This window comes from Streptomyces aureus (genome assembly GCF_000725495.1).
Taxonomy (GTDB): Bacteria; Actinomycetota; Actinomycetes; order Streptomycetales; family Streptomycetaceae; genus Streptomyces; species Streptomyces aureus_B.
Genome location: NZ_JNZD01000012.1, coordinates 171,992 through 197,892 on the forward strand (window position 1 = coordinate 171,992; position 25,901 = coordinate 197,892).

The following is a 25,901-nucleotide window of genomic DNA, read 5'->3' on the forward strand; positions in this document are numbered from 1 at the left end:
CCGACACCGTCGTCACGCCCGTCCCACCGGGGACCGGCCCGCACCGCCGCTACCGGACGGTCGGCGCCAAGACGGATCATCGACTTCCGGCCGTTCCCCGGACACCGGCGACGGACGCCTGTCATGGGCCCCCCGGGCATCGGCCACGGACGCCCGTCGCGGTGACCCTGCGCATCGGCCACGGACGCCCGTCGCGGTGACCCTGCGCATCGGCCAGGCACGCCCGTCGCGGTGACTCCGGACGCCGGGCACGGCGAGACCCGGAGCTCCCGTTGCCGGCAGGCCCCGCGAGGGCGGTCGCCGGTGGCCCCGGACGCCGGCCGCCGCAGGGCCCGGGACGCCCGTCGCCGGCCCATCCCGCGAGGGGCGATCGCCGGCGGGCATCCGTCTCCGGCAGGCCCGGCGTCCCGGAGGGTCAGTCCCGGGCCAGGCCGAAGCGGGCCCGCAGGCCCGTGCGTTCGTCCGTGGCCACCGCGGCGGCGCCGTCCGTCACCGTCTCGTACACCGACAGGATGTCCGCGCCGACCGTCGACCAGTCGAAGCGCCGTACGTGCTCGCTGCCCCGCTCGCGCAGGGCGGCCCGGCGTTCCGGGTCGGCGAGCAGACGCAGGGCGGCGGCGGCGAGGTCGTCCGCGTCCTCGTTGGCGAACAGCTCACCGGCGGACCCCTGGTCGAGGACCTGGGCGAACGCGTCGAGGTCGGCGGCCAGCACGGGCGCCCCGGCGGACATCGCCTCGACCAGGATGATCCCGAAGCTCTCGCCGCCGGTGTTGGGCGCCACGTACAGATCGACGCTGCGCAGGAGCCGGGCCTTGTCCTCGTCGCTGACCATGCCGAGGAACTCGACGCGCGAGCGCATTTCGGCGGGCAGCGACTCCACGGCCTCCTTCTCGTCGCCGCGACCGGCGACCAGCAGCCGGGTCCGGGGGCGCTCGGCGAGGATCTTCGGCAGTGCCTTCATGAGCACCGGCAGGCCCTTGCGGGGCTCGTCGATGCGGCCGATGAAGCCGATGGTGTCGCCCTGCCATTCGGGCTTGGGCTTGGCGCGGGCGAAGAAGTCGACGTCGACGCCGTTCGGGATGACGACCGCGTCGCCGCCGAGGTGCTCGACCAGGGTGCGCCGGGCGTACTCGCTGACCGCGATCCGCGCGCTGATCTTCTCCAGGGCGGCCTGGAGGATTGAGTACGCGGCGACCATCGCCCGGGAGCGCGGGTTCGAGGTGTGGAAGGTCGCGACGATCGGGCCCTGCGCGGCCCAGCAGGTGAGCAGGCCGAGCGACGGCGAGGACGGCTCGTGGATGTGGACCACGTCGAAGGTGCCGTCGTGCAGCCAGCGCCGCACCCGGGCCGCCGACAGGAAGCCGAAGTTCAGCCGGGCCACCGAGCCGTTGTACGGGACGGGGACCGCGCGGCCCGCCGAGACGACGTACGGCGGCAGGGGCGTGTCGTCGTCCGCGGGGGCGAGGACGGAGACCTCGTGCCCCAGGCCGATGAGATGTTCGGCCAGATCGCGGATGTGGAACTGGACGCCGCCCGGAACGTCCCAGGAGTAAGGGCAGACGATGCCGATCCTCACGACGCCCTCTTCTCGGGATCCTGTGTGCCGGACCCCTCACGGGGAGCCTTCCCGGCGTCGAGGTCCTTGAGCCACAAACGCTGCAACATGTGCCAGTCCTCCGGGTGCTCGGCGATGCCGCTGGCGAAGGCGTCGGCCAGCGCCTGTGTCATGGCAGACGTCTTCTCGGCCCGGCTGCCTGACTCGGGGACCTCCACGGGCGGATGGACCTGGCCGCGCATCACGGGCGAGCCGTCGTACCAGAGCGTCACGGGCAGGAGGATCGCACCCGTCTGCTGGGCGAGCAGCGCCGGTCCCGCGGGCATCCGGGTCGTCTCGCCGAAGAACTCGACCTCGACACCCGAGGCGGACAGGTCCCGTTCGGCGACCAGGCAGATCAGTCCGCCGTCGCGCAGGCGCCGGGCCAGCGTGCCGAACGCCGCCCCACCGCTGTGCGGGAGGACCTCCATGCCGAGGCCCTCGCGGTAGGCGACGAAACGGTCGTACAGCGACTCGGGCTTGAGGCGCTCGGCGACGGTGGTGAACGGCGTGTCGAGCGCGGTGGTGACCCAGGCGCCCGCGAGGTCCCAGTTCGCCATGTGCGGAAGGGCCAGGATGACGCCCCGGTCGGAGGCGATGCCGTCGGTGAGACGGTGCACGTCCTTGGGCTCGAAGCCGCCCTTGACCCGCTCCTCGCTCCAGGCGGGAAGCCGGAAGGACTCCATCCAGTAGCGCAGGTACGAGCGCATGCCCGCCCTGGAGAGCTCAGCGAGCCGCTGCGGTGTCGCGTCCGGCACCACGCGCGCGTAGTTGCTCTCCAGGCGCAGGACGCCCTTGCCGCGCCGCTTCCAGGCGAGGTCGGCGATCGTGCGGCCGAGCCGTACGGCGACGGGCTCGGGCAGCTTCTTGACGGTGCCCCAGCCCAGGGCGTACGCGCCGTCGACCAGCCTCTCGCGGAGGCTGGTCACGAGGTGGCCTCGCTGCTCGGGGCGGCGACCGCGGCGTCCGCCTCGGCGGCCTCCCGCCGGACGGTGACGACCCGCTGGATCAGCGTGACGAGACTGCCGACGGCGACGATCCACAGCGCGATGGGCAGCAGCACCTGGATGCCGGGGACGCCGAACTTGTGCAGGCCCGCGAGACCGGCCGCGACCAGCGAGATCACCAGTCGCTCGGCGCGCTCGACGAGGCCGTTGACCGCGACCGGCAGACCGATCGACTCGCCCCGGGCCTTGGTGTACGAGACCACCTGGCCGCTGGCGAGACAGAAGATCGAGACCGCGCACAGGACGTTGTCGTCGCCGTTGCCGGCGTACCAGAGCGCGAAGCCGCCGAAGATCGCGCCGTCGGCCACCCGGTCCAGCGTGGAGTCCAGGAAGGCGCCCCAGCGGCTGGAGCGGCCGAGCTGGCGCGCCATGTTCCCGTCGACCAGGTCGGAGAACACGAACAGCGTGATGACGATCGTTCCCCAGAAGAACTCTCCCCGGGGGAAGAAGACCAGCGCGCCCGCCATGACTCCGGCCGTGCCCAGGAGGGTGACCGTGTCGGGGCTCACCCCCCGGCGGACGAGAAACGCGGCGAACGGTGTGAGGACACGCGTGAAGAATGCACGCGCGTACTTGTTCAGCATGGCCTTCCCGAGGGTCGGTGTCGCCGGGCGGCCCCTGCTGGCCGTCGGCTGGCCCATCGTAGCCACGCGTGCGCTTGTGCGATGTCCGGGCACCCGCGCCCCGTGTCACGACCGGATGCCGCCGGTGTCACGGCGCGATCGCGTCCCCGGTCGCGTCCCCTGTATGGACGCACAGTGACGCGAGTGCAAAGCTCGAAGGACCGCGGGCGTCACCGGAGCCGCCCGCACGCGGCCCCGGACCGTCCCGCGCCCACAGAGACCTCACCGTGCACGGGAGGCAAGGCCATGGGCGACAAGGCGAACACACACCCCGGAGCCGCCGGCAGGGCTACGGCGGCCGACCACCCCGCGTCCGTACGGAATGTGGTGCTGGTCGGCCACAGCGGATCCGGCAAGACGACACTCGTGGAGGCTCTCGCGCTGACGGCGGGAGCGGTGAACCGGGCGGGCCGCGTGGAGGACGGCGGCACCGTCTCCGACTACGACGAGATCGAGCACCGGCAGCAGCGTTCGGTGCAGCTCTCCCTGGTACCCGTCGACTGGGACGGGTACAAGATCAACCTTCTCGACACCCCCGGATACGCCGATTTCGTCGGCGAACTGAGGGCCGGTCTGCGAGCGGCGGACGCGGCCCTCTTCGTCGTCTCGGCCGCGGACGGGGTGGACGGCTCGACCCGCATGCTGTGGGAGGAGTGCGCGGCCGTGGGCATGCCCCGGGCCATCGTGGTCACCCACCTCGAATCGGCCCGGTCGGACTTCGAGGGGATGACCTCGGTCTGCGCCGAGGCGTTCGGCGGGGACGACCCCGACGCCGTCCTGCCGCTGTACCTGCCGCTGCACGGCGCCGCGGCACCGGACGGGCACGCGCCCGTGACCGGGCTGATCGGACTGCTCACCCAGCAGCTGTTCGACTACTCCTCAGGGGAACGCAAGGAGGCGGATCCCGGGCCCGAGCAGCAGCCGCTGATCGAGACGGCCCGCAACCGGCTGATCGAGGGGATCATCGCCGAGAGCGAGGACGAGACCCTCATGGACCGCTATCTCGGCGGCGAGAAGATCGACCTCAAGACCCTGGTGCAGGACCTGGAACGGGCCGTCGCCCGCGGGAGCTTCTTCCCGGTGCTGGCCGCGGCGCCCGCCGCCGAGGGAGCGCGGCAGGGCCTCGGCACGGTCGAGCTCCTCGAACTGATCACGGGCGGCTTCCCCACCCCGCTGGAGCGCCCGGCGCCCACCGTGACGACACCGGAGGGCGCACCGCGCGAAGTGAAGGCCTGCGACCCGGACGGCCCCCTCGTCGCGGAGGTCGTCAAGACCGCGTCCGACCCGTACGTGGGCCGGGTCTCCCTGGTCCGCGTCTTCTCCGGGACCCTGCGCCCGGACGCGACGGTCCATGTCTCCGGGCACGGGCTGACCGACCGGGGACACGAGGACCACGACGTCGACGAGCGGGTCGGCGCCCTGTCCGCGCCGTTCGGCAAGCAGCAGCGCGCCCTCACCCACTGCATCGCGGGCGACCTCGCCAGCGTGGCGAAGCTGAACCGCGCCGAGACCGGGGACACCCTCTCGGCCAAGGACGACCCGCTGCTCATGGAGCCGTGGCAGATGCCCGACCCGCTGCTCCCGCTCGCCATCCAGGCGCACAGCAAGGCGGACGAGGACAAGCTCTCCCAGGGGCTCGGCCGGCTGGTCGCCGAGGACCCCACGATGCGCCTGGAGCAGAACCAGAACACCCATCAGGTCGTCCTGTGGTGCCTGGGCGAGGCGCACGCGGACGTCGCCCTGGAACGGCTGCGCAACCGGTACGGCGTGCAGGTCGACGTGGTCCCGCACAAGGTCTCCCTGCGCGAGACGTTCGCCGGTCCGTCCACCGGGCGCGGACGCCACGTCAAACAGTCCGGCGGGCACGGCCAGTTCGCGATCTGCGAGATCGAGGTGGAACCGCTGCCGAACGGCTCCGGCATCGAGTTCGTGGACAAGGTCGTCGGCGGCGCGGTCCCCCGGCAGTTCATCCCCTCCGTCGAGAAGGGCGTGCGCGCCCAGGCGGCCAAGGGCGTGGTCGCCGGCTATCCGCTCATCGACGTGCGGATCACGCTGAGGGACGGCAAGGCGCACTCGGTGGACTCCTCCGACGCCGCGTTCCAGACGGCGGGCGCACTCGCGCTGCGCGAGGCGGCCCGCGAGGCCACGATCCACCTCCTGGAACCGGTGGCGGAGGTGAGCGTCCTGGTCGGCGACGACTACGTGGGCCCGGTGATGAGCGACCTGTCGGGACGGCGCGGCCGGGTGGTCGGCACCGAGCAGGCGGCCGGCGGGCGCACCCTCGTCCGCGCCGAGGTGCCGGAGATCGAGATCGGGCGGTACGCCGTCGACCTGCGGTCCGTCTCTCACGGCACCGCCCGCTTCGACCGGTCCTACGCACGGCACGAACCGATGCCGCAGCACATCGCGGACCGGCTCCGGGAGCAGGACCCGGGCACCTGAGCCCGGGCGGACCCGGCACGGGGGCGGGGCTTTCATCCGCCGGTGGGCGGCTTCGGCCGTCCGCCGACGAATGTCGGCCCCGGCCGATACTCTGAGAACTGATCAAGACGAAGACCTGATCAACAGGTGTGCGGGGCACCGAAGTCGGGAAGGCCGCAGGAGCGGGTGCGGCGGCGATGGGGGCGGAAGTGGCATTCGACGGTTTCGATTTCACTCCCGGGGCGCAGGTGCCGCTCACGGGCACCGCGGGGCAGACGGCGGCGACCTTCGCCCTCGCCTCGGCGGCGTACCGCGACAGTCCGGTCGAGGAGATCCTCAAGGCCGACAACGAATGGCACCAGTCCACGGTGAAGGCCGGGCGGATCAAGCTGTTCGCGCCGAATCTCGGCGAGGCCTTCTCGGGGGCCGTCACGGCCCGGATGCTGGGCGCGGGCCGTGCCCCGCTCATCCAGTCCTTCGGCACCGAGCCGCAGGTCATCGTGGAGCACTGTCTCGCGGCGACCAACATCCGCCGTGAGCGCGACAATTGGCTGTCGGCCGTCATGGTGCTGTGCGGACTGCTGTTCCTGCCGGGGCTGTTGGTGTGGCTGATGGTCTTCCAGATCCGTACGCAGATCGCCAAGCGCACGGACAAGCGGGGTTCCGCGCTCGGCACCACGCTCCTGTTCGCCGTCGGCGCCCTGGCCGTCCTCTTCCTCATCCGTATGCCGTTCACGGGCTTCTGGGCCTGGTACGCGCGGGCCGCGGTGGTCCTGCCGGTCGTCGGCTGGCTGTGGGCGAAGCAGATCTGCGAGCGCACCGCCAAGGACCTGCGGGAGCGCTGGGCGAGCCTGCTGTCGGGCGGCGGCATCGGCGCCAAGATCCCCGAGGCGGTCCCCGGCAGCCCCGGTGAGACGGCGGCCGAGCAGCTGCGCCAGTCGCTCGCCCGGCTCACCGCGGAACAGCAGTCGAACTCGGTCTTCTACGCGGGCCCCAAGGGGATACTGGGCATGGGCACCCGCTGGGGCAGCTGGCAGCTCGCCGAGGATCTCGTGCCGCTGGACGCGAAGAAGGAGATCCATCCGTTCCGCAGCTGGGACGTCATCCGCAACATCCACGACCAGCTGCGCATGCTGGAGCGCGGTCCGCTCAACACCGGTGGTTTCCCGGCGCCTTCGATCAAGCACTGGATCGTCACCCCGATCGGCGAGGGCGCGAAGGCGGTGTCCCGGCCGGACGGCACCGATGTCGAGGCGTACACGATCAAGTCGCACGCCGTGCAGGACATCTGCAACAAGCAGCAGTTCGGCAGCGGGGACCGGCACTACCTCGGGGTCCAGTGGACGCTGTGGGACGGCCAGTTGATCATCACCATGATGATCACGGTGACCGTGCTGCACCAGACGCTGCGCATCGAGGTGACCGGGCACGCGCTGGGGCCGGTGAACCCACTGTTCACGAGCAAGCCGGAGGCCCCCACCAAGGAGGTCGCGAAGGCCGTCAAGTTCTGGGAGACCCGCAAGGTGAGCCTGCCGCTGGTCACCGCGGACGAGGTCGTGCGGCTCGCGGCGCGGGCGCCCCTCACCTGGTATCCGCCGCTGCTGAACTGGATCGGGGGAAGCCTGGCGCTGCCCGAGCCGTTCGGGGTGCGGCACGCCTGGGCCGACCAGCCGTGGCGGCACCGGTTCATGGCGGACGACGCGCTGCGGGCCGCGACGCCCGTGCTGCGCGTGGTGCACTCGGCGGCGATCAAGGTCCTCGAGGAGAACGGCGTCGACACGGAGAAGTTCGGCAACCGCTCGGCGTTCCTCAGCACCGCGGTGCAGGACCCCTCGCCGCGCAAGGCCGACGTCTACGACGCGTAGCGGCCCGGTGGACGGGGCGCCCGGTGGGGCGCCCCGGACCCGGTCACGCGGTGGGCCAGGCCTCCGCCAGCATCGTGCGGGTGTCCGCGAGGAGCTGCGGCAGCACCTTGGTGTGACCGACGACGGGCATGAAGTTGGTGTCGCCGCCCCAGCGGGGCACGATGTGCTGGTGCAGATGGGCGGCGATCCCGGCGCCCGCGACGGTTCCCTGGTTCATGCCGATGTTGAAGCCGTGGGCACCGGAGGCCGTGCGCAGGGCGGTCATGGCCTGCTTGGTCAGTTCACCGAGTTCGGCGGTCTCCGGCCCGGTCAGGTCCGTGTAGTCGGCGACGTGCCGGTAGGGGACGACCATGAGGTGCCCGCCGTTGTACGGGTAGAGGTTGAGCACCGCGTACACGTGCTCCCCGCGCCTCACGATCAGCCCGTCCTCGTCGGACTTGGCCGGTATCGAGCAGAACGGACAGCCGTCCTCGGCCCCCGGGCCGGTGGGCTTGTTCTCGCCCTGGATGTAAGCCATCCGGTGGGGCGTCCACAGGCGCTGGAACGCGTCCTGCGTTCCCACTCCGATCTGCTGCTCCGGCTCACTCGTCATGTGTTGCAGCATATTGCTTCGCCCGTTCGCGGCGTGTCGGCGGGTGCCGTGCAAAGGACCCTGCGGCCAAGCTGTGGCCATGGACGACGACAGCCCGATGACCCGCTGGGAGCGCCGCACGGAGGTACCGCTCGCGTTCGGGTCGCTGCTGTTCCTCGCCGCCTACGCGGTCCACGTCCTGGCGCACCGGCTGCCCGAGACGGCCCGCGACATCTGCTTCTCGGTGATCATGGCCACCTGGGCGGCGTTCCTGGTGGACTACCTGGTGCGCTGGCGGCTGAGCGGACAGGGCCGGCGGTTCGTCCGGCACCACGTGCTGGACACCATCGTCCTCGTCCTGCCGCTCATGCGTCCGCTGAGGGTGGTCAAGCTCTACGACGCCGTCCAGCGGCGCCACGGTGAGCCCCGTCTCCCGCTGTACGCGCGGGTGATCTTCTACGCGAGCCTGTCGGTCCTGCTGCTCGGTTTCTCGGGCGCCCTCGCCGTCTACCAGGCCGAGTACCAGGCGCCGCACGCGACGATCGTCACCTTCGGCGACTCGGTGTGGTGGGCGGCCTCCACGCTCGCGACCGTCGGGTACGGGGACGTGACGCCGGTGACGCCGCTGGGGCGGACGATCGCGGTCTTCATGATGGCGTGCGGTCTGGGGCTCCTCGGCGCGGTGACGGGCTCGTTCTCCTCCTGGCTGTTGCAGGTGTTCTCGCGCGAGGGCGACGAGAAGCCCCCGGGAAGCTGAGCTTCCCGGGGGCTTCGGGTCCGGCCGCGGCGGGCGCCGGTCAGATCTGGGTGCGCTCCTCGACGACCTTCGCGATCTTGGCGAGGGCCTCGTCGAGCGGGATGCCGTTCTCCTGGGAGCCGTCGCGGTAGCGGAAGGAGACGGCGCCGGCCGCCATGTCCTCGTCGCCCGCGATGACCATGAAGGGCACCTTCTGCTTCTGCGCGTTGCGGATCTTCTTCTGCATCCGGTCCGAGGACGCGTCGACCTCGACGCGCAGGCCCTTCTTCTTCGCCTCGGCGGCGAACTTCTGCAGGTACTCCACGTGCGCGTCGCCGATCGGGATGCCGATCGCCTGGACGGGCGCGAGCCACGCCGGGAACGCGCCCGCGTAGTGCTCGAGGAGCACGGCGAAGAACCGCTCGATGGAGCCGAACAGCGCGCGGTGGATCATGACCGGGCGCTGCTTGGAGCCGTCGGGGCCGGTGTACTCGAGGTCGAAGCGCTCGGGCAGGTTGAAGTCGAGCTGCACGGTCGACATCTGCCAGGTGCGGCCGATGGCGTCCTTGCACTGGACGGAGATCTTCGGGCCGTAGAAGGCGGCGCCGCCCGGGTCCGGGACCAGGGGCAGGCCCTGCTTCTCGGCGACCTGGCGGAGCGTCTCGGTGGCCTCCTCCCAGATCTCGTCCGAGCCGACGAACTTCTCCGGGTCCTTGGTGGACAGCTCCAGGTAGAAGTCGGTCAGGCCGTAGTCCCGGAGCAGGTTCAGGACGAAGGTGAGCGTCTTGTCGAGCTCCTCCGCCATCTGCTCCTTGGTGCAGTAGATGTGCGCGTCGTCCTGGGTGAAGCCCCGGGCCCGGGTCAGGCCGTGCACGACGCCCGACTTCTCGTAGCGGTACACCGTGCCGAACTCGAAGAGGCGCAGCGGGAGTTCACGGTACGAACGGCCGCGCGCGTCGAAGATCAGGTTGTGCATCGGGCAGTTCATGGGCTTGAGGTAGTAGTCCACGCCCTCGTCGAGCTGCATGGGCGGGTACATGCCGTCGGCGTACCAGTCCAGGTGGCCCGAGGTCTCGAAGAGCTTCCCCTTGGTGGCGTGCGGGGTGTAGACGAACTCGTAGCCCTCCTCCTCGTGCCGGCGGCGCGAGTAGTCCTCCATGACCCGGCGGATGATGCCGCCCTTGGGGTGGAAGACGGCGAGGCCGGAGCCGATCTGCTCCGGGATGGAGAACAGGTCCAGCTCGTTGCCCAGCTTGCGGTGGTCGCGCTTCTCGGCCTCGGCGAGGAAGTCCAGGTGCGCCTTCAGCTCCTCCTTGGAGGGCCAGGCGGTGCCGTAGATGCGCTGCAGCATGGGGTTCTTCTCGCTGCCGCGCCAGTACGCGGCGGCGTTGCGCATCAGCTTGAAGGCCGGGATGTTGCGGGTGGTGGGCAGGTGGGGACCGCGGCAGAGGTCCTTCCAGCACAGCTCGCCGGTCTTGGCGTCGAGGTTGTCGTAGATGGTCAGCTCGCCGCCGCCCACCTCGACGTCCGCGCCGTCGTCCGAGGACGCGGAGCCCTTGATGCCGATGAGCTCCAGCTTGTACGGCTCGGCGGCGAGCTCCTCGCGGGCGTCCTCGTCGGTGACGACACGGCGGGAGAAGCGCTGGCCGCGCCGCTGGATCTCCTGCATCTTCTTCTCGACGGCCTTGAGGTCCTCGGGCGTGAAGGGCTTCTCGACGTCGAAGTCGTAGTAGAAGCCGTCCTTGACCGGCGGGCCGATGCCCAGCTTGGCCTCGGGGAACAGCTCCTGCACGGCCTGGGCCATCACATGGGCGGTGGAGTGGCGCAGGATGTTCAGGCCGTCCTCGGAGGAGATCTCGACGGGCTCGACCTCCTCGCCGTCCTTCACCTCGTACGCGAGGTCCTTCAGCTCGCCGGCCACCCGGGCCGCGACGACGGTGCGCTCGCCGGTGAAGAGGTCGGCGGCCGTAGTGCCCGTCGTCACCACGCGCTCTTCCCGCTCGGAATCGCGTTGGATGATCACACGGACGTCTGACACCGGTCTCTCCTGACTGAAGGGGTCCCACACCACATACGGCATGGCGTGGCAATGCCCCGAATCCTACCGAGCCCGGGGTGCCCTCCGCGAAACGGTTGTGGACAGTGCGCCCCGGTCCGTCCCGCGGACCGCCCGGTCCGCATCCGGTCCGGCCTCCGGTCCCGTATCCGGTCCGGCCTCCGCTCCCGTCTCCGGTCCCGCCTCGGGGCACGCGCCGCCGGATCGCCCGGCCCGGCCCGCGGAGCGGACCTCAGTCCTCGCTGCAAGCCTCCTCGAAGAAGTCCAGGTTCTCCTGGAGCGACTTCATCAGCCGGTCCCGGTCGGCCTCGTCCACCTGGACCGGTACGACCCCGCCGGCGTCGCTGAGCCTGCGGAAGCCGCCGCGGCTCTCCAGGCGGCCGTGCACCCGGACCGGCAGCCCGACGATGTGGGCCTGGCCCGCGATCCGGTACGCCTCCTCGTCGAGGGTCATGCGGACGTGCGGGACCTCGGCGCCCGCGATGACCCGCAGCCGTACCGTGCCCGCCCCACGCGGCCCCGACCTGCGCATCCGGACCACGGTGCCGGTCAGCCGCACCGGCACGGACGGCTCCTCGCGCAGATAGCGGGCCCCGGCCTCGCGCAGCACGGGCAGGTCGCCGGGCGAGAACTCGACGGGCTCGGCGGGGTTCGCGCCGCCCTCCGGGACGCCCGCGGCCGGTGACCACTCGACGGTGATCCGGGCCCCCTCGGTGCCCCGGACGAGGGCCACCAGGGCGTCGGTGAGCTCATGGCTGACGCCCGCCTCCACGGCGGCGTCGAAGGCGTCCATGCCGCCGGTGGCCCGCTGGTAGTCGATGGCCTCGCGGGCCGCGCACAGCGCCTCGTGCAGGCGCACCGCGAGCGGCCGGCCCGGGGTGACGGGCACGAAGGCGGTGAGCCCGCGGCCGCCCGGTTCCGCGCCGACCAGGACGTTCTCCAAGGAGGCGGTGGCGCCCCTGCGGTGGCGGGCTCCGTAGTAGCCGGCACGCGCGCGTGCGGCCAGCGCGCCGGCGAGCAGCATCCGCCGGGCGGCCCCGCGCGTCTGCTCCTCCACGGTCCAGGGCGCCGCGCCCACGGGTCCGGTGGGGACGTCACGCCACCAGTGGATCTCGTCGCTGGGCACGACGAGGGCGAGGAGCACGTTGCGCGCGGACGGCGAGGCGCTGCGGGACAGCGCGACGAGCGCCTCGCCGAGGAGGTCGTCGCTGTCGGGGAAGGCCCGGTTCTCCGGCACGAGCAGGCTGGTGCCGCCGCCCCCGGGCCCGGGTGGGGTCCACCGGCCGTACCGTCCGGCGGCTCCCCCGCGGCGCTGCCAGCCGTGCCGCCGCAGCAGCGCGCCGAGCACGGCGGGGTCCACCTGGTCGGGGGCCGGCGAATCGTCCCAGAAGGCTTCGGCGGGGTGCGGCCGCACCGGCCGCAGGACCTCGTCGCCGGGGCGGTGTGTCATGGTCTGCCTCCCGTCCCGACCCGCGTCATGATCTCGCACAGGGCCCGGTCGTCGAAGATCCGGGCCGTCGGAATGCGGACGGTGGTCCGGCGCCGGCCCGTGATGGCGTGCCCGGCGAGGTTGATCCAGTAGCAGCAGTGCCGCAGGTCGAGGCGGTCGTGGCTGGCGCGCAGCCAGTCGTCCTGGGATCTGGGCACGAGCATCACGACCAGGATCTTGTGTACCGAGACCGGGGTGCGCGCGAGCTTCGCCAGGTGCTCGTTGTCGAGCGTGAAGGAGAAGGCGGGCCCCGGCGGGTTCGGCGGGATCTGGTACGTGCACTTGAGCTGCACCTTGATGGTGACTTCGTCGTCGACCGTGTGCCCGGGGGCGCTGTGGCTGACGTGCCAGTCGATGCCGTTGTCGGGAAACGGCTGGGACAGCGAACAGCCCGCGGCCGCCGCGACCGCGTGCAGGTAGCCCACCTGCAAGGTCTCCATGCAGGCGGTGGTGGCCAGTGAGCCGCGGTGGGGTGCCGTCCGCTGGGGCAGCAGCCCGCCCCGTTCGGGCTGCGCGAGTGCCATGAGTCCAACAGCCTTCCAGGCTTGGTGTATCCCCGTGGCGGGTCGCTGAACTGCAAAGACCCGTACCTCTGTTGTCTCCTTCCGGCGTACGCCGCAAACAGCCCGGGTATCACCAAACAGGCAGAAGACGGCGCGTCAGCTGCCGTGGGTGAACGAGGAGTTGTGTTCGTATGACGTGCTGGTACGAAGGCCCTTTGGCCGCTTTCGACACGGAGACAACGGGCGTGGACGTCGAGACCGACCGGATCGTGTCGGCCGCCGTCGTGGTCCAGGACGCCGCGGGTGCCCGTCCGCGGGTGACCCGGTGGCTGGTGAACCCGGGAGTGCCGGTGCCCGCGGGGGCCACGGCGGTGCACGGGCTCACGGACGACCATCTGCAGCGCAACGGCCGCTGGCCGTCGCCGGTCATGGAGGAGATAGCCCGGGAGCTGGGCGAACAGGCCGCGGCGGGCCGGCCGGTGGTGGTGATGAACGCCCCGTTCGACCTGACCCTGCTGGACCGGGAGTTGCGCAGGCACCGCGCCTCGTCGCTGGACCGCTGGTTCGAGTCGGCGTCGCTGCGGGTGCTCGATCCCCGCGTCCTCGACAAGCATCTGGACCGCTACCGCAAGGGCCGGCGCACCCTGACCGATCTGTGCGCGCACTACGAGGTGACGCTGGACGGCGCGCACGACGCGGCGGCCGACGCGCTCGCCTCGCTGGAGGTCGTGCGTGCGCTGGGACGCCGGTTCGCGTCCCGGCTGGACCGGCTGTCGCCGTCCGAGCTGCACACGCTCCAGACGGTGTGGCACGCGGCGCAGGCGCGCGGGCTCCAGGCCTGGTTCGCGCGCAGCGGTTCACCGGAGGCGGTGGACCCGGCGTGGCCGCTGCGCCCGGACCTGCAGGCGGCGGCCTGAACGGGCGTGCCCGGCCGGGCGCGGCGGCGCGCGGACAACGAAAAACCGGTCCGCCGATGACGGACCGGTCTTCTCCGGGTGGGCGATACTGGGTTCGAACCAGTGACCTCTTCGGTGTGAACGAAGCGCTCTCCCACTGAGCTAATCGCCCGGGAACGGACTGAACAATACAGGGCCCGGCGGGTGGGGTTCAAACCGCTTCGAGGCGAGCCCTCAGTCCGCGTCGTCCCGCGCGCATCATCAGGGCGTGGTTGGCGCGGAAGAAGGGACGCCCCGGCACGGCGAGCCGCCGCAGCAGCGGGGTGGTGACGTGCACGTCCTGGTCGTAACGGGCGCGGGTTCCCGGGCCGGCCGCGGTGAGGGTCCAGCGCGCCCAGCCGACGAGATCGCCCGACATCCCGATCTCCAGGACGCCGGCGGCCGGGTCCCGGCGTGCCGCGCGGGCCGTGACGGTGATGTCGTACGGCAGGACCGAGCGGATCCGGATGACGCCGGTGTCCGCGTCGACGGGGGTCACCTCCCGCACCTGGGGCCACCAGTCCGGATAGTCCTCGGCCCGCTCCAGGGCGGGGTAGACGCGCGCGGGCGGCGCGGGCAGCTCCCACACGGCGCGGAAGCGGTAGTGGGTCCAGTCCATGGTCCGAGTGTGCCCACGACGGCCCGGCTGCCGGAAGTACCGGCCGCGTCCGTGCATCCGGATGAGTACGGGGTGAGTACCCGCACTCATGTCCGGGCGGCGTGAGCGGGGCCACACTCCGGACCATGACCCAGATTCCGTCCCCGGCCGAGGAGTTGCGGCTCCTCGACGCCGAGCTGCGGCAACTCGACGCGCGCCGGACCGTGTTGCTGACCCGCCGCGCCTGGCTGGTCCATCTGCTCCAGCCGGTGCCCGCACGGCCTGCGGCCCCGGCTCCCGGGGCCCGGCGGCCCGAGACGTCCGCTCCCGGGGTGCAGAACGCCCTGTTGCTCCTCGGCGGCATCCTGCTGGCCGTCGCCGCCATCGCGTTCACGCTGGTCGGCTGGGGGCACCTCGGGATCACGGGACGCTCGCTGGTGCTCGGCGCGGTGACGCTGGCCGCGCTCGGCGCGCCCGTGCCCCTGCTGCGGCGCGGGCTGCGTTCGACGGCGGAGGCGCTGGCGGGGATCGGCCTCGTGCTGACGGTCCTGGACGCGTACGCGCTGTACGCGGTCGCCCTTCCCGGCACGGACGGCGTCGGCTACACGGCGTCGGCCTCGGCCGCGCTGGCCGCCCTGTGGGCGGTGTACGGCATCGCGCTGGGCGCGCCCCTTCTGGCGGCCGCCCCCGGCAACCGGCGCCCGGCACCGCGCCTTCCGCTGCCCGCCGCGGTGGCCGCGGCGCAGTTGCCGCTGCTCCTGTGGGCGGTGGCCGCCTCCGCGGGCGCGTACGCCGTCACGGCCGCCCTCCTGGTCACGGCGGCGCTCGACGCGGTCCTCGCGCTGCGGCCGCACACGACGCCAGTCCGGGTCGTCGCCGCCGTCGGGGCGTACGGTCTGGGCGGCTGGGGCACCTTCGCCGCCGGCTGGCTGTCCTTCACGTCCGCGGGTCCGGGCGCCGCCGCCCGCGCCGGGGCGCTCCTCCTGCTCGCCGCGTCGATCGCGCTGACGGCGGCGTGGGGTGCCCCGAAGCCGGGCCTCACGACGGCCGGGGCGACGGGCCTGGCGACCGCCGGCGGGCTCGTCGCCGTCGCGGCGGCCGGCGGCGTGCTGCGCGTCGTCCTGCCCGAGGCGTGGACGGTCCCCGGTCATGTGGTGTGCGGCATCGCCCTGCTGGCCGCCGCCGGAACGGCCCTTCCGGCGCAGGTCCGTCGCGGGCTCGCCCTGGCCTCGGGCTGCGTCGGGGCCCTCGCCGTGACCTGGGCCCTGCCCGTGGTCGTGATCTGCCTGCTGGGACCGGCCGGCCGGGTGGGCTCCGTCTGGGGCGGCGCTCCGGAGAACGCGCGGGCCGCGGTGACGGACGGTCTGCCCTGGCCCGCGGACTCGGGCACCGCGCCGCTGGTGCTCGCGCTCGTCGCGGCGGCCCTGGTGGCGGCCGTCCGTACGGTCGCGTGGCGTCCGTACGCCCTGGCCGGGGCGCTGACCCTGGCGTGGGCGACGGTGCTCGTCCTCCCGGCGACCCTCGAACTCCCCTACGCGGCAGCCCTGTCCGTCCAGGGGCTCACCACGGCGGTCCTGCTCGTGTTCGCCCCGCGGACCGGCTCCCCGCTGACGGCGCGGATCCTGGCCCTGGTCACCTCCCTCGGTCTCGCCCTCCTGGCGCTGCCGTCCCAGAACGCGACGCTCGCCGTGCTCGCCGCGCTGACCGCCCTGTTCGCGGCGGCCGCCACCCGTCCCGGCCTCGGCCCGGTCGCGGCACCCGCCGCCCTCGCCTGGGCGACGGCCCTCGCCTGCGCGTCCGGTGCCGCCCTCGGTCTCGAGCCCCCGCACACGGCCCTGCTCGTACTGATCGTGCCGGTGGCCGCCGCGCTGCTCGCCGCGCGCGCCGAGGACGGTCCGACGACCGTGTCCGTCGAGATCACCGGCGCCCTCGCCGGCCTGGTCGCCGTCGCGCTCGCGGTGACCGAACCGACCCTGCTGGCCACGGTGCTGGCCCTGTGCGGTGTGATCGCCGCGGGCACCGCCGTACGGGAGGACCGGCGTTCCGTCGGATACGCGGCCACCGCCCTGTTCGTGCTGGCGTCCTGGGTGCGGCTCGCGTCCTGGGGCGTCGGGTCCCCGGAGGCCTACACGCTGCCGGTGACCGTCGCGGCCCTGCTCCTGGGCGCGTACCGGCGCCGCTCGGACTCCTCGGTGTCGTCGTGGACGGCGTACGCGCCGGGCCTGTCGGTGACGCTCGTGCCGAGCCTGCTGGCGGCCTGGGGCGACGGAGGGTGGCAGCGCCCGCTGCTGCTGGGGCTGGCGGCGCTCTCCGTCACCCTGCTCGGTGCCCGGCACCGGCTCCAGGCCCCGCTGGTCCTCGGCGGCACCGTGCTCGTCCTGGACGCCCTGCACGAACTCGCCCCGTACATCGTGCAGATCGTGGACGCGCTCCCGCGCTGGACGCCTCCCGCACTCGCCGGCCTGCTGCTGCTGGCGCTGGGGGCCACCTACGAGCAGCGGATCCGTGACGCACGGCGGGTGCGGGAGGTGCTGGGGAGGATGGACTGACGGGAGGTCACCGGCGACCGGTCAGGACGGCATCCGGTCGCCGAGCAGGGCCAGGTTCTCGATGGCGGCGAGGCCGTAGAGCGCGGTGTCGTTCGTGTAGACCCAGTCGGCCTCGCTGCCCGGCACCAGGGTGACCGGTCCGCTCAGTTTCTCCGTCTTCCAGGGCGAGGACTCGGTGTAGCCGTCGGAGGCGTAGAACTTCGTCCAGGCCCGGGCGGCGAGTTGCGCGTCGCCCGTCTGGACGGCGGCGTACGCGTCGAGGCGCGAGTGCCCCTGGAACAGCAGCAGCGTGCCGAAGTTGGTGCCGTAGCGGGCCGCCTGCTCGGCCTTGGTGGCGTTGAAGTAGCGGCAGTAGTCGAGATAGGCCGTCTTGAAGGCGGGCATGTCGACGAGGTCGATGAGTTCGGCGCACAGTTCGTTGAGACCGAAGACGGCGGACAGGTGCGAGACGCCGACCACCGGGGCGGCGGCGACGGCGAAGCGGCCGGTGTCGAGGTCGTACAGGCCCGAGCCCTGCACGAATCCGTTGGGCTGCGCGGCGATGGTCTCCATCGTCGACAGCACCCGCGCCCTGGCCTTCTCCCACTTCGGCCCCCTGCGTTCCCACTCGGTCAGCCAGGCCGAGACGAGACCGCTCCAGTCCGTTCCGAAACCGATCGACAGCGCGTGCCGGTCCGGGGTGTACGGCTCGGTGCGGATCTTGCGCAGCGGGTCCAGGGCGAGGAACGTCTCGTCGGAGTCGACGTTGGCGTGCATGAGGTCGCCGACGCGCTCGTCGGCGGTCAGGAAGTAGTAGTAGCGCCGGTAGGTGGTGTTGGCGATGCGCTGCTGTTTGGCGCTGTCGGCGTAGTGCTGCACCCCGTGCCGGGTGCCGAGGCCCGCCCACTGGCCGAGGTGGTACACGTCCACCTCGCCGGTGTGCCGGGTCATCGCCTCGGCGAAGCGGAAGATGTCCGCGCGGCCGCTGCGCAGATAGGCGAACCACAGCCACAGGTCCGGCGACAGCTCGGAGTTGTCCCAGGCGTAGCCGCCGACGTCGTAGCGCCACTGGTGTCTGACCGGGTCGTACGAGTGCATGATGTCGCCGTAGTCCCAGAAGCCGTACCAACGGCGCATCTCCACCTGGTCCTTGTAATAGGTGAAGAGGAAGTCGAGGTGGTCCTCGATCTTCGCCTTGGCGGGGGTCGACCGGTCGGGTTCGGAGTAGAGCCCCGGCCCGAAGACCTTCGCCCCGATCAGCTGCCGGGGCGGCGCGGCCAGCTGCGGCAGGACGCGCACCGCCGCGGCCTGCCGGGCGAGTTCCTCCGGCGCGGGAGTCGACTCGTTGGCCCAGAAGAGCAGTTCGGAGGTACGGGCGATGCCGTACGGGGTGCCGAAGCCCGGTTCGTAGTCCTCGTAGGTGATGTTGAGGCCTTCGAGCTGTTCGGCGTACGCGTCCTGGCCCATGCCGTCGTGGTAGAAGCGCAGGTCCATGGGCCGCGCCTCGGGCGACCAGAGCCAGAGGGTGACCTCGGCCTCGTCGGTGTGGGCGTCGCGGACGTCGAGCTGGGCGGGGAACTTCTCCCAGAAGTCCCGCAGCCCGAAGGAGAGTCCGCCGCTCGGCCCGCCGACGTAGCCGAAGCCGCAGGCGCGCCGCCCGCCGCCCGCGGCGATCCAGCCGTGGCCCTTCTTCGTGCGCTTGCGCAGGGTGAAGCCGTCGGCGGAGAGCTGGGAGAGCGTGTAGTCGCCCCACCGGGGGATGTACGGAAGGCGGGTGGTGACCCGCTGGTCCCAGGTGGAGGGGTCGGGGAGCTTCTCGCCGGCGAACTGGGCCGTCTGGACGGCGGCTCCGGGGTCGCGGCGCAGCCCGGTGATCCCCTGGACGGCCTCGCGCAGCAGGCCGGTGCCCTCGCCGCCGATCCGGATGTGCCGGTCGTAGGCGGCGTCCCGCATCGGCACGGTGAAGCGGACGCCGAGCCCGCGGACGAAGTCACCGCTGCTCTTCCCGGGTTCCTGCGTCCCGTCGAAGGTGATCGTGTGCACCATGCGGAAGGAGTCGGTGCCCGCGTAGAAGTACAGACGGACCGAGAACGGAAGCCAGCTGCGGCCGCCCTTGCGGTGCTTGCCGTCGACACGGACGACGGCGCGGACCGGCCCGTCCTGTTCGACCTCGGCACCCGAGATCGCGCTCTCGAAGTGCTCGAACTTCTCGGCGCCCTGGTCCTCGTCCTCGATCTCCGGCTGGCGGACGAGGACGAGCCGGCCGTCGCGGGCGATCTCCGTCGTCCCGCGGGTCACGGACTTCACCAGCGCCGACCCGTTCGTGCCGACCTTCACGGCGACGACCCCGGTCGACACCCGGATCGTGCCGCCGCCACGCTCGACCGTCACCCGTGCCTCCGGGGCGGCCGGCTCCCCCGCGGTCAGCGTGAACCCGCTCGCGTCCGAACTCACGGCGTGCGCAGTCCATTTGAGGGAGCCGTCCGGCCAGTACGCGAGGGGCCAGGACTGCACGGGAACGGCATTTCCGGCGGAGTCCTCGAGGGCGAACGTCTGCCCGGGCCGGTGGACACCCCTGGGCCAGGGCACGCCGACGGTGGAGCCGGGGGCGGCGCCGAGGCCGCCGTCCTCCAGCCAGTCGAGGCGCACCGGGTCCGGGTCGGTGGCCGCCTGCGCGTCCGGGGTGCCGAGAGCCCAGCTGAACCGGGCGGCGGCTCCGGCGACGGCGGCGGCCTTGAGCAGGGGCCTGCGGGGGATGGGCGACATGGCCTTTCCTCTCCGTACGGGATAGTCAGGTGCATGACAGATCTGGGCCTCGGCCGGGGAGTGGGGTGCCCCGGCCCGTGGACCGTGTCCGGCTCAGCGGCGCCGCCGGCGCTCCTCGACGGCGACGGCCGCCGCCGCTACGGCCCCGAGGGCGGGGACCGCGAGCGGCGGGACGAGCAGGGCGGAGCAGACCACTACGGACAGCCCGCCGACGAGCAGGAAGGACCCGGCGGGATCGAGGACGGTCCCGCGCCCGGCATCCGCGAGCAGCCCGCGCCACGCGGCCCCCGGCTCCCAGACCGCGGCCGCGCGCAGCACCGCGACCACTCCCCCGGTCAGCGCGAGGACACCGACGGCCCCGACGAACGACCCGCCGGGGATTCCGGCCCGCACCGCCCGGACGTCCACCCAGACGACCCCCGCCCCGGCCCATCCGGCGACCCCGACGAGCCGGCCGCCCCGCCCGGCCGCCCGGAAATCGGCCACGAACTCCCGCCATCCGCCGCCCACATGGGACGTGCGCCGGCGCAGATGCCGTGCCCCGGCCGCGAAGGCGGCGGGAACGGTCACCAGCGGCAGGGAGGCGAGCGCGATCCACACGCCGGTCAGCAGACACTCCGCGAAGACGGCGAACCGCTCGGCAAGGACGGACTCCCGCGGTGCCCCGCGGTCCGTGCCCCCGGCGCGGGTCCTGGCCCGCACGACACCCATCTCAGCCCTTCAGTCCGGACGTCGCCATGCCGTCGATCAGGTAGCGCTGGAAGGCGAGGAAGAACAGGAGCACGGGCAGCAGCGCCACCAGCGACATCGCGATCATGCCACCGTAGTTGGCGACCCCCTCCTGGTCGCGGAACATCATCATGCCGAGCGAGACCGTGTACTTGCCGGGCTCGTTCAGGTAGATCAGCGGACCCATGAAGTCGTTCCAGGCGTTGATGAAGGTGAAGATGGCGCTGGTGATGAGGGCCGGGCGGCACAGCGGCAGCACGATCGACCAGTAGATGCGCGCGTGTCCGCAGCCGTCGAGCCGCGCCGCCTCGTCCAGTTCGCGCGGCAGGTTCCGCATGAACTGCACCATGAGGAAGACGAAGAACGCCTCGGTGGCCAGGTACTTGCCGATCAGCAGCGGCACATAGGTGTTGACCAGCCCCGCCTTCTGGAACATCACGTACTGCGGGATCAGCAGCACGTGGTACGGCAGCAGGAGGGTGCCGATCATCAGCGAGAACAGGACGTTGCGCCCGGCGAAGGGGATCCGGGCGAAGGCGTACGCGGTCAGCGAGCAGGACACCAGGATGCCGGCGACGGAACCGAGCGCGTAGAAGAGGGAGTTCTGGAAGAAGGTGGCGATGGAGATGTCGGCGATCCCGTCGGCCAGACCCGTGAAGTTGGTGAGGACGGGTCCGGCCGGGAACAGCTCCAGGCTGCCGATGATCTCGCGGCCCGGCTTGAAGGAGGCGCCGACGACCCAGACCACGGGATAGAGGACGACCGCGAGGACCAGCAGGGCCCCCGCGTGCCAGGCGAGCGAGCCACGACGCCCCCGCACACGCCCCGGGGCGCCGGTGCCGATCACCTTTCCGCCCGCGCCGCTCATCGGACGTCCTCCTCGTAGTGCACCCAGCGCTTCTGGGACCAGAAGAGGACGGCCGTGACCAGCGCGACCGCGAGCAGCAGCATCCAGGCCATGGCGGAGGCGAAGCCCATCTGGGACTCCTTGAAACCCTTCTGGTAGAGGTAGCAGGTGTAGACGAGCGTCGCGTCGGCCGGACCGCAGGTGGTGTTGGACACGACGTACGCCGAGCCGAAGATCTGGAACGAGTGGATCGTCTCCAGGAGCACGTTGAAGAACAGCACCGGGGACAGCATCGGCAGGGTGATGCTCCAGAACCGGCGCAGCGGTCCCGCGCCGTCCACCTCCGCCGCCTCGTACAGCTCCCTCGGCACCTGTTTGAGTCCGGCCAGGAAGATGACCATGGGGGCGCCGAACTGCCAGACGGTGAGGGCCACCAGGCTGTAGAGCACCCGTCCCGGGTCGCCGACCCAGCCTCCGGAGCCGAGTCCGAGGAACGACTGCGTACGGTCCACGACGGCGCCGTCGGAGAACAGGGCGCGCCAGACGAAGCCGACCGAGACGCTCGCGCCGATCAGCGACGGGGCGTAGAAAGCGGCCCGGTAGAAGGCCTGGCCGCGACGGCTCTGCGCGAGGAGCAGGGCCACCCCGAGCGCCAGCAGCAGTTTGAGCGGCGTTCCGATGACGACGTACTTGGCCGTCACCTCGACCGACTTCTGCCACCGGGGGTCGTCGAACAGGGCGGTGAAGTTGTCGAGGCCGATCCACCGGGGCGCGTCGAAGAGGTTGTAGTCGGTGAAGGCGAAATAGAGGGAGGCGGCCATCGGGCCCGCGGTCAGGAGCAGGAAGCCCGCGATCCAGGGCGACATGAAGAGGTAGCCGGCGAGATTCTCCCCGCGCCGCCGACGGCGGACCGCGCCGGGAGCCCCGAGGCGTGCCGGTGCCGTACCGGGCGGTGAGTCCTTGACGAGCGTCACGGCGGTTCCCATCAGACGGCGAGGGCGGTCTTCGCCTCGGAGAAGAACTGCTTCACCGCGTCGGAGACCTTGGTCGTCCCCTGGGACATGTCACCGCCGATGCGCAGGAAGGCGGACTCGACGGTGTCGGCGCCCGCGGGGTGCGGGGTGATGGTGCCGAGGACACCGGCCGCGGCGACGTCCTGCTCGTACTGCGCGATGGCCTTGCTCGGAGCGTCGGACGGCTTGAACGCGTCGAACTGCTCGGTGGTGGCGAGGATGCCTCGGTCGTAGCCCATGATCCTGCCGACCTCGGGGTCGTGGACCATGAAGTCGATGAACCGGGCGACCTCCTCCGGATGCTTCGTGTGCGCGGACGCGCTGAGCATCAGCGAGGCGAGGTACTGGCCGGTCTGCTTGCCGTCGGTCGTCGGGATCGGTGCCAGACCGTAAGTGCTGTCGCCTTCCGCCGTATAACGGACCGTGAAGTTGTCCCAGGTGAACTCGGAGGCCGCGTGGCCCGCCGAGAGGGAGGACTTCGGCTTGTCCTGTTCGACCCGCTTGGGATCGGTGATGATGCCGGCCTTCACACGGTTGTAGCCGTCGGTCCACCACTCCGTCAGATCCGCCTCGTCGAAACCGAGTCCGTCCTTCGTGAAGAACGCCTTGCCGTTCTGCCGGAGGTAGAGGTCGTACAGGTACATGATGGCGAAGTACCCGGTGTCGCCGGCCACCTTCTGGGTGTCGTGGATCCTCTTGAGAGCGGCGAAGTACTCGTCCCAGGTCCAGCCCTGCTTCGGCTGGATGCCCGCCTTCTCGAACACCTTCTCGTCGACGACAAGTGACATGGTGTTGGATCCGACCGGAATTCCGAGCTGCTTTCCGTCCACCTGGCCGACCTTCTCGACTCCGGCACGGAAGTTTTTCAGACTCAGATTTCCGGCATCTATCTGGGACTTGAGGTCCAGCAGGATCCCTCGCTTGTCGTACTTCCGCAGAAATCCGACGGCGTTCTGGAATACGTCCGGCGGATTTCCGCCCGCCGCCTGTGTCTGGAACTTCTCCCAGAAGGCCACATAATCCTGGAAGTCCGTCTGCACCTTGATCTTCGGGTACTTCTTCTCGAAGAGCTCGATGGACCGGTTGATCCGCTTCGCCCGCTCGTCCGCACCCCACCAGGCATAACGGATCGTCACCGTCCCGTCCCCGGCGCCGCTTCCGCTCCCACCACAGCCGGTCGCCGCACCCAGCCCCAGCGCGGCCACCGAGACCCCGGCCGCCTTGAGCACCGTCCGCCGCTCGACACTCCCGTTGTTCCCCACTGCCGGGCCTCCCCGCACGTCGACACCGTCTGCATGAATCGTTTCAAGTAAGCGCTTGCTGGCACAAGGTACGGAGGTGGTTCGGGTGCGTCAATGATTCGGACAGGAATTGACGTCCGGCGATCGGATTCCGTCACGGAGGGGGTTCGGACCGGGTCGGCGGGCTCGTACGGGAGTACGCAGGTGGGGCCCCCGCGACCGGCCGGCCGAACGGGGCGCGGGGGTCGGGGCGCGGCCGAAAATGTACTGCTGGGAGGGGGGCTGACGGGGTGTTGGCCCTGACGGGGGGAACGGAGCGTGAGGATGGGGGCCCACCGGGGCCTTCTTCCCCACCGAGCTCCAGCACCCCCGAGCCCTGGCCCTGGCCCCCACCGAACTCCAGCGCCCACCTGGGCCGGCCACCCCGCAGCCCCGACTCGCTCTGCCCGCACCCTCGCCCGGACCCGGGGCCGGAACCGGGCCGAGCACCAGCCTTCTTTCGCCCCCTCCGCCCCTACCCTTCCCGTACCTGGGGCTCCGCCCCAGACCCCGCTCCTCAAACGCCGGAGGGGCTGAACTTTCCCCGCATCCGGAAGGCGGGCCGGGGGAAAGGCACCCCTTCCCCGCATCCGGAAGGCGGGCCGGGGGGAAGGCACCCCTGGGCTCCGCCCCGGACCCCACTCCCCGCACGCCGGAGGGGCTGGGGGTGTGGGGGCAGAGGAACCGAGCTTCCCTGGCCCACACCGGACCTTTCGCCGGCCGGGGCTGAACCGAGCCCGCGACAGTCAAGGGGGCAAACCAGTGGCGCGCCAGCCATGATGTGCCGGCAGTCAGGGATCCTGCGTGTACGAGTGGCGGCCGCAGTCGGCATACGGCGTGAGGGGCCGTGCCGGTACATCGATGCCCGTCGCCACTAACGTCCACATCTCCGTCCGACGGCGACGGGCTGATGCACCGGCACGGCCCCGACCCGGTCCACGATGCAGTGGACCGGAGCCGTCTCCTCCGTGTGGGCGATACTGGGTTCGAACCAGTGACCTCTTCGGTGTGAACGAAGCGCTCTCCCGCTGAGCTAATCGCCCGGGCGCAGGAAGAACATTACCCCATGTCACGGGGTGCCTTCGACCAGCCCGAACGGCCCGGACCCCTCACTCCGGGATGCTCCACGGCATGACGAAGCCGAACTTCCACAGGTACACCCCGACCAGCACCGCGACGATCACGAGCCCGACCGAGGTGAGGATGATGTTGCGGCGCCGCACCTTGGGATCGAGCGCCCGCTGCGTCGCCTCGGTGACCTTGCGCTTCGTCCAGCGAAGCACCAACTGCGCCCACACGAACTCGGTCGCCCAGATCGCCATGCCACCGAAGATCACCAACCACCCCGGCCCCGGCAGCGGAAGCATGATCACACCCGCGACGACCACCGCGAGCCCGACGACGAAAACACCCACCTGCCAGCTCACATGCAGCGCCCGGCGGGCCTTGATGAATTGAGGCGCCCTCGAACCGAGCGCTCGCTCATTCTCCGCCCCGTCGCCCGCCGTGGCGACATCGCCCGTCTCGTCACTCCCCGTATTCATACGACCAAACCCTACCCGAGAGAAACCAGTCACCGGAATGGCCCTATCCGGAGAACGCACCCTCGGCCGGATGAGTTACATAAAGACATGCAAAACCCTCAGAGGGGTTTACAACGGCACCGTAGGTGGCATGTCGATTTCGCCGACGTGCGAATCCCCGAGCGCACACTGAGCGAAAGGCCCTGGCGCTTATGAACACCACGGTCAGCTGCGAGCTGCACCTGCGCCTCGTTGTGTCGAGCGAGTCCTCACTGCCTGTACCCGCAGGACTGCGGTATGACACGGCCGATCCCTATGCCGTGCACGCCACCTTCCACACCGGAGCCGAGGAAACCGTCGAGTGGGTGTTCGCCCGCGACCTCCTCGCCGAAGGCCTCCACCGGCCCACCGGCACCGGCGACGTCCGAGTCTGGCCGTCCCGGAGCCACGGCCAGGGCGTCGTATGCATCGCCCTGAGCTCCCCGGAAGGTGAAGCCCTGCTCGAAGCCCCTGCGAGGGCCCTGGAGTCATTCCTGAAGCGAACGGACGCAGCCGTGCCGCCCGGCACGGAACACCGGCACTTCGATCTCGACACGGAGCTCTCACACATCCTGGCCGAGAGCTGACGCGTCACGACAGAGCCGCCCGGCGCCGTCCACTCGGGGAGACGGCTCGGGCCTAGACAACCGCATAGGGAAGGCACCGGCGCCGACACCGCGAAGGGTTTCGCGGTGGCGGCGCCGCTGCACGTCCACACACCTCCGCCCATCCCAGCCACCCGCACCCCCACCCGCCCCCTCTCTCCCCTCTCCCCCAC

The 25,901-nt window shown here is 71.4% G+C and carries 20 protein-coding genes and 2 tRNA genes; 6 read left to right on the forward strand and 16 right to left on the reverse strand.

Translation table 11 applies throughout. The features are described 5' to 3' along the window. Window positions 1-415 precede the first annotated feature (415 nt). From IO36_RS18435 to pgsA, 3 genes are read right to left on the reverse strand one after another with little or no spacing between them, the layout of a single operon-like run. Entirely contained in the window at window positions 416-1,576 is a 1,161-nt protein-coding gene (locus tag IO36_RS18435; RefSeq protein ID WP_037621195.1) for a glycosyltransferase family 4 protein, read from the reverse strand. Then, window positions 1,573-2,523, reverse strand: a complete 951-nt coding sequence (locus IO36_RS18440) for a phosphatidylinositol mannoside acyltransferase (RefSeq protein ID WP_037621196.1) — start codon at window positions 2,521-2,523, stop codon at window positions 1,573-1,575. Before IO36_RS18440 ends, IO36_RS18435 begins: the two co-directional genes overlap by 4 nt. After that, entirely contained in the window at window positions 2,520-3,242 is a 723-nt protein-coding gene (pgsA, locus tag IO36_RS18445; RefSeq protein WP_078943286.1) for a phosphatidylinositol phosphate synthase, read from the reverse strand. The genes IO36_RS18440 and pgsA overlap by 4 nt, the downstream gene beginning before the upstream one ends. Before the next feature lie 228 nt (window positions 3,243-3,470). Between pgsA and IO36_RS18450 the strand changes: the two genes are divergently transcribed. Further along, window positions 3,471-5,666 (forward strand): elongation factor G-like protein EF-G2, encoded by a 2,196-nt coding sequence (locus IO36_RS18450; RefSeq protein WP_037621199.1) that lies wholly within the window; start codon window positions 3,471-3,473, stop codon window positions 5,664-5,666. 176 nt (window positions 5,667-5,842) lie between these two features. Next, window positions 5,843-7,510, forward strand: coding sequence for a hypothetical protein (locus IO36_RS18455; RefSeq protein ID WP_051900613.1), 1,668 nt, complete (start codon window positions 5,843-5,845; stop codon window positions 7,508-7,510). A 43-nt stretch (window positions 7,511-7,553) separates the two neighbouring features. Here the strand turns inward: IO36_RS18455 and IO36_RS18460 are convergent, their stop codons facing one another. Continuing rightward, window positions 7,554-8,114: an HIT family protein gene (locus IO36_RS18460; protein ID WP_037621201.1), complete on the reverse strand. Its 561-nt coding sequence runs from the start codon at window positions 8,112-8,114 to the stop codon at window positions 7,554-7,556. Between the two features lie 67 nt (window positions 8,115-8,181). On the opposite strand from IO36_RS18460, the gene IO36_RS18465 reads away from it, so the two are divergent. After that, window positions 8,182-8,838: a potassium channel family protein gene (locus IO36_RS18465; protein ID WP_037621203.1), complete on the forward strand. Its 657-nt coding sequence runs from the start codon at window positions 8,182-8,184 to the stop codon at window positions 8,836-8,838. A 40-nt stretch (window positions 8,839-8,878) separates the two neighbouring features. On the opposite strand, the gene thrS is transcribed toward IO36_RS18465, so the two are convergent. The 3 genes from thrS to IO36_RS18480 form a co-directional block, all read right to left on the reverse strand. Beyond that, on the reverse strand, window positions 8,879-10,855 hold the full coding sequence (thrS, locus tag IO36_RS18470; RefSeq protein ID WP_037621204.1) for a threonine--tRNA ligase: 1,977 nt from the start codon (window positions 10,853-10,855) through the stop codon (window positions 8,879-8,881). Window positions 10,856-11,105: 250 nt separating this feature from the next. After that, the gene (locus IO36_RS18475; RefSeq protein ID WP_037621205.1) at window positions 11,106-12,323 is read right to left on the reverse strand and encodes a hypothetical protein; all 1,218 of its coding nucleotides are present in this window, start codon (window positions 12,321-12,323) and stop codon (window positions 11,106-11,108) included. Continuing rightward, window positions 12,320-12,886, reverse strand: a complete 567-nt coding sequence (locus IO36_RS18480; protein ID WP_037621207.1) for a DUF4365 domain-containing protein — start codon at window positions 12,884-12,886, stop codon at window positions 12,320-12,322. Before IO36_RS18480 ends, IO36_RS18475 begins: the two co-directional genes overlap by 4 nt. A 170-nt stretch (window positions 12,887-13,056) precedes the next feature. Between IO36_RS18480 and IO36_RS18485 the strand changes: the two genes are divergently transcribed. Then, a complete protein-coding gene (locus IO36_RS18485) occupies window positions 13,057-13,782 on the forward strand; it encodes a 3'-5' exonuclease (RefSeq protein WP_037621208.1) in 726 nt (241 codons plus the stop codon). Between the two features lie 79 nt (window positions 13,783-13,861). On the opposite strand, the gene IO36_RS18490 is transcribed toward IO36_RS18485, so the two are convergent. Further along, window positions 13,862-13,933 (reverse strand) — tRNA-Val (locus tag IO36_RS18490). 39 nt (window positions 13,934-13,972) lie between these two features. After that, window positions 13,973-14,419 (reverse strand): SRPBCC family protein, encoded by a 447-nt coding sequence (locus tag IO36_RS18495; protein ID WP_037621209.1) that lies wholly within the window; start codon window positions 14,417-14,419, stop codon window positions 13,973-13,975. Between the two features lie 125 nt (window positions 14,420-14,544). On the opposite strand from IO36_RS18495, the gene IO36_RS18500 reads away from it, so the two are divergent. After that, entirely contained in the window at window positions 14,545-16,947 is a 2,403-nt protein-coding gene (locus IO36_RS18500) for an SCO7613 C-terminal domain-containing membrane protein (protein WP_037621211.1), read from the forward strand. A 21-nt stretch (window positions 16,948-16,968) separates the two neighbouring features. Here IO36_RS18500 and IO36_RS18505 read toward each other — a convergent pair whose 3' ends face one another. The 7 genes from IO36_RS18505 to IO36_RS18535 all read right to left on the reverse strand — a co-directional run bounded on the left by IO36_RS18505 (window position 16,969) and on the right by IO36_RS18535 (window position 25,105). Next, window positions 16,969-19,692: an exo-rhamnogalacturonan lyase family protein gene (locus tag IO36_RS18505; protein WP_037621212.1), complete on the reverse strand. Its 2,724-nt coding sequence runs from the start codon at window positions 19,690-19,692 to the stop codon at window positions 16,969-16,971. Between the two features lie 93 nt (window positions 19,693-19,785). Continuing rightward, entirely contained in the window at window positions 19,786-20,403 is a 618-nt protein-coding gene (locus IO36_RS18510) for a hypothetical protein (protein WP_037621213.1), read from the reverse strand. 1 nt (window position 20,404) lies between these two features. Then, entirely contained in the window at window positions 20,405-21,289 is an 885-nt protein-coding gene (locus IO36_RS18515) for a carbohydrate ABC transporter permease (RefSeq protein WP_051900614.1), read from the reverse strand. Continuing rightward, window positions 21,286-22,242, reverse strand: a complete 957-nt coding sequence (locus IO36_RS18520; RefSeq protein ID WP_037621239.1) for a carbohydrate ABC transporter permease — start codon at window positions 22,240-22,242, stop codon at window positions 21,286-21,288. The genes IO36_RS18515 and IO36_RS18520 overlap by 4 nt, the downstream gene beginning before the upstream one ends. An 11-nt stretch (window positions 22,243-22,253) precedes the next feature. Then, window positions 22,254-23,543, reverse strand: a complete 1,290-nt coding sequence (locus IO36_RS18525) for an ABC transporter substrate-binding protein (RefSeq protein ID WP_037621215.1) — start codon at window positions 23,541-23,543, stop codon at window positions 22,254-22,256. Between the two features lie 989 nt (window positions 23,544-24,532). Next, window positions 24,533-24,604: transfer RNA gene (locus tag IO36_RS18530), tRNA-Val, on the reverse strand. Window positions 24,605-24,670: 66 nt separating this feature from the next. Continuing rightward, on the reverse strand, window positions 24,671-25,105 hold the full coding sequence (locus IO36_RS18535) for a TIGR02611 family protein (RefSeq protein WP_037621216.1): 435 nt from the start codon (window positions 25,103-25,105) through the stop codon (window positions 24,671-24,673). A gap of 191 nt (window positions 25,106-25,296) precedes the next feature. On the opposite strand from IO36_RS18535, the gene IO36_RS18540 reads away from it, so the two are divergent. Continuing rightward, the gene (locus IO36_RS18540) at window positions 25,297-25,710 is read left to right on the forward strand and encodes an SsgA family sporulation/cell division regulator (protein ID WP_003959770.1); all 414 of its coding nucleotides are present in this window, start codon (window positions 25,297-25,299) and stop codon (window positions 25,708-25,710) included. Window positions 25,711-25,901 lie beyond the last annotated feature (191 nt).